We start from the raw sequence: 7,274 nt of genomic DNA, 5'->3' as shown, positions 1-7,274 counted from the left end.
GGTGTAGGGTGTGGGGAGAATACTGCCTTTTGTCTTTTGCCTCCTGTCTCCTGTCTCCTGACTCCTGACTATCACTGCGGGTTAATAATTGGGGCAGCCGGGAGGGAAGGGGAAGGTATGGGTGCGGGTGTCGGGGAAGCAGCTGGTTGGGGGGAAGTTTCGTTATCTTTGACTAAATAAATTGACTCCACCTGCTGACTGGTTTGGGGAGTAGCGATAAATCTACCCTCATCGACTAGATAAGTCATCGTTTCAGCGCGGATACTGTTGCCTTCCTGCAAAACATAAACATTACCCGTCATCACTAAACGACGTTCGCGGCTAAAATACTGAGCTTGGGCAGAAGTGGCCTGCATTTTGCGGGCGGGATAGAACACTTGTACGTTACCCCTCGCAGTAATTACACCCGTTTTTGAGTTTGCCTCTTGAATATCTGATCGCACTGTCATGGCATTACCGGGTACAATATTCTGCTGTGCCTTGACTAGGGGAGAAGTACCTAATCCCATGACTAAGCTAGTAGAAACGAGGGCAACTAGCCATCCCCTGATTTTTGCGGATCTTGCTCTCATAGAAATGTCACCTATAAGTAAATGGTTTCAATTAAATTGAAGATAAATCGCCCCTTGATCCCCCCTTGATCCCCCCTTGATAAGGGGGGTGCTGATCCTCCCTTAATCCCCCCTTTGATCCCCCCTTGATAAGGGGGGCGCTGATCCCCTCTTAATCCCCCCTTGATAAGGGGGGTGCTGACAATTTTTAACACCCACCTACTTAGAGGTAATTGTATTGACTAACTAATCTAGCTGTTTAGAGGACGGGATGACTTTTGAGGATTTTCGGCAGAGAACAGATAGATTGATCGAGGTGGGGATGAGGATGTTCCTGATTGCTTTTCATCGCTTCTAGCACTGCCGGTAAAGCTTGGGGATCGAGATTCTGTAAAAAGTTTAATAGATCCAAACTCTCCCCCACCAAGTGCGTCACGTTGATCCCCTCGTAATCGGGTTGATAGTGTTGTAAACGTCTCACCCCTTCTCCCAAAAGAATTACCGCCCCGCGCCAGTTATTATTTTCTAGATGGTAACAAGCGACAGCAATCTGCAAAATGCCTTGATAAAAGGTTTTTTCAGGCTCTGCGGACTCCATCCACAAAGCCTCTAGGGTATCATGACAAGCATAGAATTGCTGGCGATTAAATTCGTCGATTCCTTGCCCAAAAGCGCTGGCTGTCATTACCCTAAACTAATGCCCCTTCATCGATTCGCGGACTTCTTGGATATAGTCGAGGGAAATTACCTGTTCTTCCCCGGCAAAGTCGTTATCGGGGGTAATAAATAGCATACAGTGACATTCTTTCCGTTCCCGCATCGGCACACAGGGACAATTCCAGAAAGTATTTTTTACCTCCGCTTCTTTGTCTTCGTAGTGACGACAGGGACATAAAGGAGCGCCTAATTCGTCCTTATGACGCGCTAATCCTTCAATTACTACCGCTGTCACCGAGAGATCGCTGCAGAAATAGGTATTTGTACGTCTAGCGTACTGTTCGGCAAAATTCTTCATCGCCTCAAGACTCTTATCTGTGTCTGTGATCTGGCTCATAGTTATCTTATCTCCCTAGCTTTCTACAAAAAAACTTTTTACTATCCTATCTCGATCCGCTTCCCCTTGGCTGAGGGGAATTTTTAGAATCTCTTTTGATTTTGCGACCGATCCCCTTGTTAATCTAATACGATAAAAAGACTCTCTTTGGCCAAAAGCTCGACTTTTTGGCCAGCAGATCGGAATTATAGGGGCAAAGTTCCTCAAAACCTGTCCTTGATTCCTACAATCCCTGTACCCTATCAATACCAGAACATGATTTTATCTTTCTTGCAGACAAATAAAATTTCTGACGATAATACACCTTGGTGGCTGAAAATTACCTCCCTTTATCCCCACTGTATCTACTATTTTGGTCCCTTTGCTTCTTTTGAGGAAGCACAACAGCATCAGGGGGGTTATCTCCAAGATCTAGAGTCCGAAGGAGCGCAAGGAATCAGTCTTTCGATCGAGCGGAGTAATCCCCATTATTTGACCGTTTTTGACGATGGAAGTCAGGATCTAGCTAAAACTTTTGCTTCCCATGCTCGAACCTTTTCTCGCTTTATTTCTTAAGTCTCCCTGTCCTCTTTGTCAACGGCAGAGCGATCGAGAGCTTTGCCGTGATTGTGGGCGACAATTACAGGCCTATCGTCAGAATAACCCGCTTTTTCTCTGGCGTGGTTCTATTCCCCTGTTTATCTGGGGACGCTACGAAGGTAAATTAAAACAAGCGATCGCTAAAATGAAATATGATCGCCATCCCGCTCTCGGCTCTTTGCTAGGCAGTTGCATGGGGGAAACTTGGCTGCTTCGTCCTCCCCTCACCGATAAACGTTTGACGGTGATTCCCATCCCTCTCCACCCGGAAAGGTTAAGGGAAAGGGGTTTTAATCAAGCAGAAGTCATTGGCGAAGGTTTTTGTCGTTTAACCGGTTATCATCTGGCTAGTCGCGGATTAATTCGGATTAAGAACACGGCAGCCTTATTTAGTCTGGCAGCCGAGGAAAGAAAAAGGACGATGCAAGCGGCTTTTCAACTGGGAAAAAATTTACCGAAATCCGTGCCGATTCTCTTAATTGATGATATTTACACCACAGGAACCACGATCGAGGAAGCTGTGCAGGTTTTACGCACAGAGGGATATCGGGTAGTCGGTGCGATCGCTCTTGCCAGTTCCAAAATTAGCTAAAATGCCCAGAGGAATCCGTCTGGGCATTTTAGAGTTAGATTAAATTAAGTCCGTTTGATCTTGTCGTATTGACTGATGAAAATCAAACCGATAGTGGCGGGGATCAGGACGATAACCGCACCTAAAACAAGGCTCCAGAGAAAGTTAGCTAAAGAGGGTGTCATGATAGATAAATCCTTTGTCATATTTTCAAAGACTTAGTTTTTTATCTTATCACCTTGGGCGAGAAGACCCCCAGTTCCACAGTCAGATCAATGCGATCGCAGGTTATTATATGTCTTCAATCGCTGAAAATAAAATCTCCCTTGACTTCTCAAGGAGATGGGGATGTTTGACAATGGGTGATAGTTACAAAAGTTCACACTAGACTGGCAAAGATTTTTATGGCTACTGACGATCGCAAACGGCGCATTCTCGATCATCTCTCCAGAAGTACCACTGGTGCTGACTATATTCCCAAAAAACCGCTGCCAATTGTGGAAACTCCTCCGGTGGTAGCGGAACCCGTGGCAGTGCCGCCGCCGGTAACTCCTTCACCGGAATTAACTGCTAAAGAGCGCAAAAGAAAGATAATGTCCCATCTTTCCATGAGTAGCGAAGATTTTGGCGAAATTACTAGCACTACCCCCCAAGAAAAGCGTAAACGTCAAATTAATGACCATCTGCGCCAAAGCCAAGGATAAATAGTAAGGAGTGAGAATTAGCAACTAGGCATCTTCTAGACTGTTCTCACTCCCTCATTTTCTGCTGTCGATGGGAATAATGACAGTTGTTGCAAATCAGTTCCTCGCTCTGGCAACAAGGGAATGTTAAAGTTAGTAATGAGTGCTTCGGTGATCGGATGACGTAATTTTTCTGTGGAACCAACATGATAAAAATGCTGTTTAGTATAGATATAAAACTGATCAGCACTCCAATTTTTTTTAATTAAAGGATTGCTTCTAAACTGATTACTGTGCCAAGTGGACAAAATAAACCGACAAGAAATATCCTTTAAAATAGTCACCAAACAATCTTCATCCTCTTCAGACCAAGAGTTAAAATAATCGGCGTGTCTCCCTAAATAAGGAGGATCGAGATAGATCAAATCTGTTTTTTGCCAATCAGATAAAGTCTCTCGAAAGTCAGCAACTTGAAAATTATAATCAGTTTTAATAAGAATATTTTCTATGGCAATAACTTGATTGACTATTTTGGTAATATATGCTTGAGAAAATCGTTCTGATTTATGACAGTAAGGTACGTTAAACTGTCCCTTCCGATTGAATCTCATTACGCCATTAAAACAGGAGCGATTGAGAAATAAAAAATCTAGAGAATTAGGAGATTGATTAAATCTTTCTCGTACTTGATAATAATAACTTTCTCCCTGCTCCTTAAGAATTTGACCATTTTCTTGCAAAAAAAGCTTAACAGTTTTACTGGTAATAACTTGATTTTTTAGATTATTATAAAACTCGATAATATGAGTATTTGTGTCCGCAAGTAAAGCCTTTTTCGGATTAATATTAAAAGCCACCACTCCCGATCCAGAAAAGGGTTCTATCCAACGCCCAAAGCTCAGATCAGACACAATATTTTTAACATCTTTTACCAATTTAGTTTTAATTCCTTGACACTTAATCGGTGGCACCAGTGGCGTTAACTTCACTAAACACTCTCCTCATCAACAGTAATCTCTATCCACAGCAAACTTAGCTCCTGTTGGCTCGTGAATAAAGGTCAAATCAGGGTAAAAATTTTGTTGAGATACTAACTCTATCTTTAATTGGTTACATCTAGCAAAATTATCAAATATGGGAAAAAGAAGCAATTCTAGGATTTTAGAGATGATTTTCGTATCAATAGATATGGTATATACCTTGATGCAGTTTAAATTCAGTACAGCTGCTCGCAGAAACCATGAGACTCTTATTAGAACAAACGAACTAAAAAAATCTCTCGTCACCATTCTTGTCAGAATTATGAGAATTACGTTACATTTAGTTAAGATTTAATTGGCTGCGGGGATTAATCTCAAAAAAATAACGTAAAATCCTTGACAAAAACAGCTAAATGAGTTAAGCAAAAATCTTTATCCTAGAACCACTAAACAAACATGAAACTATCCTGGAAAACGATTTTACTGTGGACATTGCCCGCCCTTGTGGTCGGTTTTTTCCTCTGGCAAGGCACTTTTGCCACCGCCACCAGTAATATCGGCAATAACACCGCCAGTACCCGCATGACCTACGGACGCTTTCTAGAATACCTAGACAGTGGTAGGGTTGTTAGCGTCGATCTCTACGAAGGGGGCAGAACCGCGATCGTACAGGCCCTAGATCCAGAACTAGAAAACCGAGTACAACGCCTACGGGTCGATTTACCAGCCAATTCCCCCGATTTAATCGCCCGTTTACGCGATTCTAAAATTAGTTTCGATGCACACCCGATGCGGAATGACGGCGCTTGGTGGGGATTCCTCGGTAATCTACTTTTCCCCTTTTTGCTGATTGCCGCTCTCTTTTTCCTGTTCCGCCGTTCTAATAATATGCCAGGCGGCCCCGGTCAAGCGATGAGTTTTGGCAAATCAAAAGCTCGTTTCCAGATGGAAGCAAAAACCGGCATCACCTTTGATGATGTGGCAGGAATTGACGAAGCGAAGGAAGAATTACAGGAAGTCGTCACTTTCCTCAAACAACCGGAGAAATTTACCGCCGTTGGTGCCAAAATCCCCAAAGGAGTCCTCTTAGTTGGTCCTCCGGGTACGGGTAAAACCCTGTTAGCTAAAGCGATCGCCGGTGAAGCGGGTGTACCTTTCTTCAGCATTTCCGGTTCGGAATTTGTGGAAATGTTTGTCGGTGTCGGTGCTTCTCGCGTGCGCGACTTGTTCAAAAAAGCCAAGGAAAATGCTCCCTGTTTAATCTTTATCGATGAAATTGACGCAGTAGGTCGTCAACGGGGTGCCGGTATCGGTGGTGGTAACGATGAACGGGAACAAACCCTCAACCAATTATTGACAGAAATGGACGGTTTCGAGGGGAATACGGGAATTATTATCATTGCCGCCACTAACCGCCCCGATGTTCTCGATTCCGCTCTCATGCGTCCGGGCCGTTTTGATCGCCAAGTAACCGTCGATGCACCCGATTTTAAAGGTCGTTTAGAGATTTTAGACGTTCACGCCCGCAATAAAAAGCTGGCCAACGACGTTTCCATCGAAGCGATCGCCCGTCGCACACCGGGGTTCAGTGGCGCAGATTTAGCCAATTTACTGAACGAAGCGGCAATTTTAACCGCCCGTCGTCGTAAAGATGCCATTACCCTCCTAGAGATAGATGACGCGGTAGATCGCGTTATCGCGGGTATGGAAGGTACTCCTTTAGTCGATAGCAAGAGCAAGCGCTTAATCGCTTACCATGAAGTGGGTCATGCGATCGTGGGTACGCTCTTAAAAGATCACGATCCCGTCCAGAAAGTGACTCTGATTCCCCGGGGACAGGCCCAGGGTTTAACTTGGTTCACTCCCAACGAAGAACAGGGTTTAACCACGAAAGCGCAGTTAATGGCCCGGATTTCCGGTGCTTTAGGTGGTCGGGCGGCCGAGGAAGAAATCTTCGGCTATGATGAGGTGACTACCGGCGCCGGTGGCGATTTACAGCAGGTTTCTGATATGGCCCGTCAGATGGTGACTCGTTTCGGGATGAGTGATTTGGGTCCTTTGTCCCTAGAAAGTCAAGGGGGTGAAGTGTTCCTCGGTGGCGGTTTGATGACTCGTTCCGAGTATTCTGAGAAGGTCGCTACTCGCATTGATGATCAGGTGCGATCGATCGTGGAACACTGCCATGAAATTTCTCGGCAAATTATTCGCGATCATCGCGAAGTGATCGATCGAGTGGTGGACCTGCTGATCGAAAAAGAAACGATCGATGGGGGAGAATTCCGGCAGATTGTAGCTGAATACGCCTACGTTCCCGAAAAAGAACAGTTTGTACCACAGTTATAGGTTGATTTCAATCTATAGGCGATCGGGTGGGTTAAGACTCACTCGATTTTTTTATGCTAGGGATTTAGTTATCATCATCGTCATCATCATCGTCATCATCTTTATTCTGGTCATTATCATCGTCTTTTTGCCGATTTTCCCCGTCTTCATCGTCATCTGCGTCTTTTTGTGGAGATTCTACCGTGGTAGGGACGTTTTTCGGTTCCTCGGCTTGTTTTGCTCCCTGACAAGCGCCTAAAACCGTAGTCAAGGTTAACAGAATCAGCAAAACTAAGGATTTGATTTTCATAGTCTTTCTCCCCACTCGATCGATAAATATAAGTAGTCGTGCAAAATTAATTTTCTAGTGAAGATAGGCAATAGGCAAGGGTGCATCTCACATTTGCAGAAATACCGACAATCAGCAATTATCAGTGACTCTTAGATGATGACAAATATATCAGCAGCTGTCTGTAAGCATCCCACCGAAAAACTAATGCGCGGGGGGTTTGGGGGCGGCGCCACGACCCCAAC

The 7,274-nt window shown here is 44.5% G+C and carries 11 protein-coding genes; 4 read left to right on the top strand and 7 right to left on the bottom strand.

The window, feature by feature from the left end; all coding sequences use genetic code 11:
* Positions 1-71 precede the first annotated feature (71 nt).
* The 3 genes from IQ224_RS19760 to IQ224_RS19750 form a co-directional block, all read right to left on the bottom strand.
* The gene (locus tag IQ224_RS19760) at positions 72-572 is read right to left on the bottom strand and encodes an LptA/OstA family protein (RefSeq protein ID WP_002741524.1); all 501 of its coding nucleotides are present in this window, start codon (positions 570-572) and stop codon (positions 72-74) included.
* Between the two features lie 238 nt (positions 573-810).
* Positions 811-1,236, bottom strand: a complete 426-nt coding sequence (locus tag IQ224_RS19755) for a DUF309 domain-containing protein (RefSeq protein WP_002741528.1) — start codon at positions 1,234-1,236, stop codon at positions 811-813.
* A gap of 9 nt (positions 1,237-1,245) precedes the next feature.
* Positions 1,246-1,605, bottom strand: a complete 360-nt coding sequence (locus IQ224_RS19750) for a ferredoxin-thioredoxin reductase catalytic domain-containing protein (RefSeq protein ID WP_036399715.1) — start codon at positions 1,603-1,605, stop codon at positions 1,246-1,248.
* 255 nt (positions 1,606-1,860) lie between these two features.
* Here IQ224_RS19750 and IQ224_RS19745 point away from each other — a divergent pair, with 255 nt between their 5' ends.
* Positions 1,861-2,160, top strand: coding sequence for a DUF1816 domain-containing protein (locus tag IQ224_RS19745; protein WP_002733535.1), 300 nt, complete (start codon positions 1,861-1,863; stop codon positions 2,158-2,160).
* The gene (locus tag IQ224_RS19740; RefSeq protein WP_002741535.1) at positions 2,129-2,776 is read left to right on the top strand and encodes a ComF family protein; all 648 of its coding nucleotides are present in this window, start codon (positions 2,129-2,131) and stop codon (positions 2,774-2,776) included. The genes IQ224_RS19745 and IQ224_RS19740 overlap by 32 nt, the downstream gene beginning before the upstream one ends.
* Positions 2,777-2,820: 44 nt before the next feature.
* Here the strand turns inward: IQ224_RS19740 and psbX are convergent, their stop codons facing one another.
* A complete protein-coding gene (psbX, locus tag IQ224_RS19735) occupies positions 2,821-2,940 on the bottom strand; it encodes a photosystem II reaction center X protein (RefSeq protein WP_002733679.1) in 120 nt (39 codons plus the stop codon).
* A 219-nt stretch (positions 2,941-3,159) separates the two neighbouring features.
* On the opposite strand from psbX, the gene IQ224_RS19730 reads away from it, so the two are divergent.
* Positions 3,160-3,459, top strand: a complete 300-nt coding sequence (locus tag IQ224_RS19730; RefSeq protein WP_002767536.1) for a hypothetical protein — start codon at positions 3,160-3,162, stop codon at positions 3,457-3,459.
* A 35-nt stretch (positions 3,460-3,494) separates the two neighbouring features.
* Here IQ224_RS19730 and IQ224_RS19725 read toward each other — a convergent pair whose 3' ends face one another.
* Together IQ224_RS19725 and IQ224_RS19720 are read right to left on the bottom strand one after the other, a co-directional pair.
* On the bottom strand, positions 3,495-4,427 hold the full coding sequence (locus IQ224_RS19725; protein WP_194033392.1) for a Dam family site-specific DNA-(adenine-N6)-methyltransferase: 933 nt from the start codon (positions 4,425-4,427) through the stop codon (positions 3,495-3,497).
* Between the two features lie 15 nt (positions 4,428-4,442).
* Positions 4,443-4,727, bottom strand: a complete 285-nt coding sequence (locus IQ224_RS19720; protein ID WP_228036325.1) for an EcoRV family type II restriction endonuclease — start codon at positions 4,725-4,727, stop codon at positions 4,443-4,445.
* A 147-nt stretch (positions 4,728-4,874) separates the two neighbouring features.
* Here IQ224_RS19720 and ftsH2 point away from each other — a divergent pair, with 147 nt between their 5' ends.
* Positions 4,875-6,761: an ATP-dependent zinc metalloprotease FtsH2 gene (gene ftsH2 / locus IQ224_RS19715; protein WP_185237736.1), complete on the top strand. Its 1,887-nt coding sequence runs from the start codon at positions 4,875-4,877 to the stop codon at positions 6,759-6,761.
* Positions 6,762-6,825: 64 nt separating this feature from the next.
* Here ftsH2 and IQ224_RS19710 read toward each other — a convergent pair whose 3' ends face one another.
* A complete protein-coding gene (locus IQ224_RS19710) occupies positions 6,826-7,050 on the bottom strand; it encodes a neurohypophysial hormones like protein (RefSeq protein WP_194033391.1) in 225 nt (74 codons plus the stop codon).
* Positions 7,051-7,274 lie beyond the last annotated feature (224 nt).

Source organism: Microcystis sp. LEGE 00066 (genome assembly GCF_015207925.1).
GTDB lineage: Bacteria > Cyanobacteriota > Cyanobacteriia > Cyanobacteriales > Microcystaceae > Microcystis > Microcystis ichthyoblabe_A.
This window is presented reverse-complemented; position numbering and strand designations above follow the sequence as displayed.

Excerpts from the sequence above, each read along its gene's own strand:
- IQ224_RS19750 (WP_036399715.1), bottom strand. The coding sequence starts at position 1,605 with ATGAGCCAGATCACAGACACAGATAAGAGTCTTGAGGCGATGAAGAAT.
- IQ224_RS19745 (WP_002733535.1), top strand. The coding sequence starts at position 1,861 with ATGATTTTATCTTTCTTGCAGACAAATAAAATTTCTGACGATAATACA.
- IQ224_RS19755 (WP_002741528.1), bottom strand. The coding sequence starts at position 1,236 with ATGACAGCCAGCGCTTTTGGGCAAGGAATCGACGAATTTAATCGCCAG.
- ftsH2 (WP_185237736.1), top strand. The coding sequence starts at position 4,875 with ATGAAACTATCCTGGAAAACGATTTTACTGTGGACATTGCCCGCCCTT.
- IQ224_RS19730 (WP_002767536.1), top strand. The coding sequence starts at position 3,160 with ATGGCTACTGACGATCGCAAACGGCGCATTCTCGATCATCTCTCCAGA.
- IQ224_RS19740 (WP_002741535.1), top strand. The coding sequence starts at position 2,129 with ATGCTCGAACCTTTTCTCGCTTTATTTCTTAAGTCTCCCTGTCCTCTT.
- psbX (WP_002733679.1), bottom strand. The coding sequence starts at position 2,940 with ATGACACCCTCTTTAGCTAACTTTCTCTGGAGCCTTGTTTTAGGTGCG.
- IQ224_RS19710 (WP_194033391.1), bottom strand. The coding sequence starts at position 7,050 with ATGAAAATCAAATCCTTAGTTTTGCTGATTCTGTTAACCTTGACTACG.
- IQ224_RS19720 (WP_228036325.1), bottom strand. The coding sequence starts at position 4,727 with ATGGTGACGAGAGATTTTTTTAGTTCGTTTGTTCTAATAAGAGTCTCA.
- IQ224_RS19760 (WP_002741524.1), bottom strand. The coding sequence starts at position 572 with ATGAGAGCAAGATCCGCAAAAATCAGGGGATGGCTAGTTGCCCTCGTT.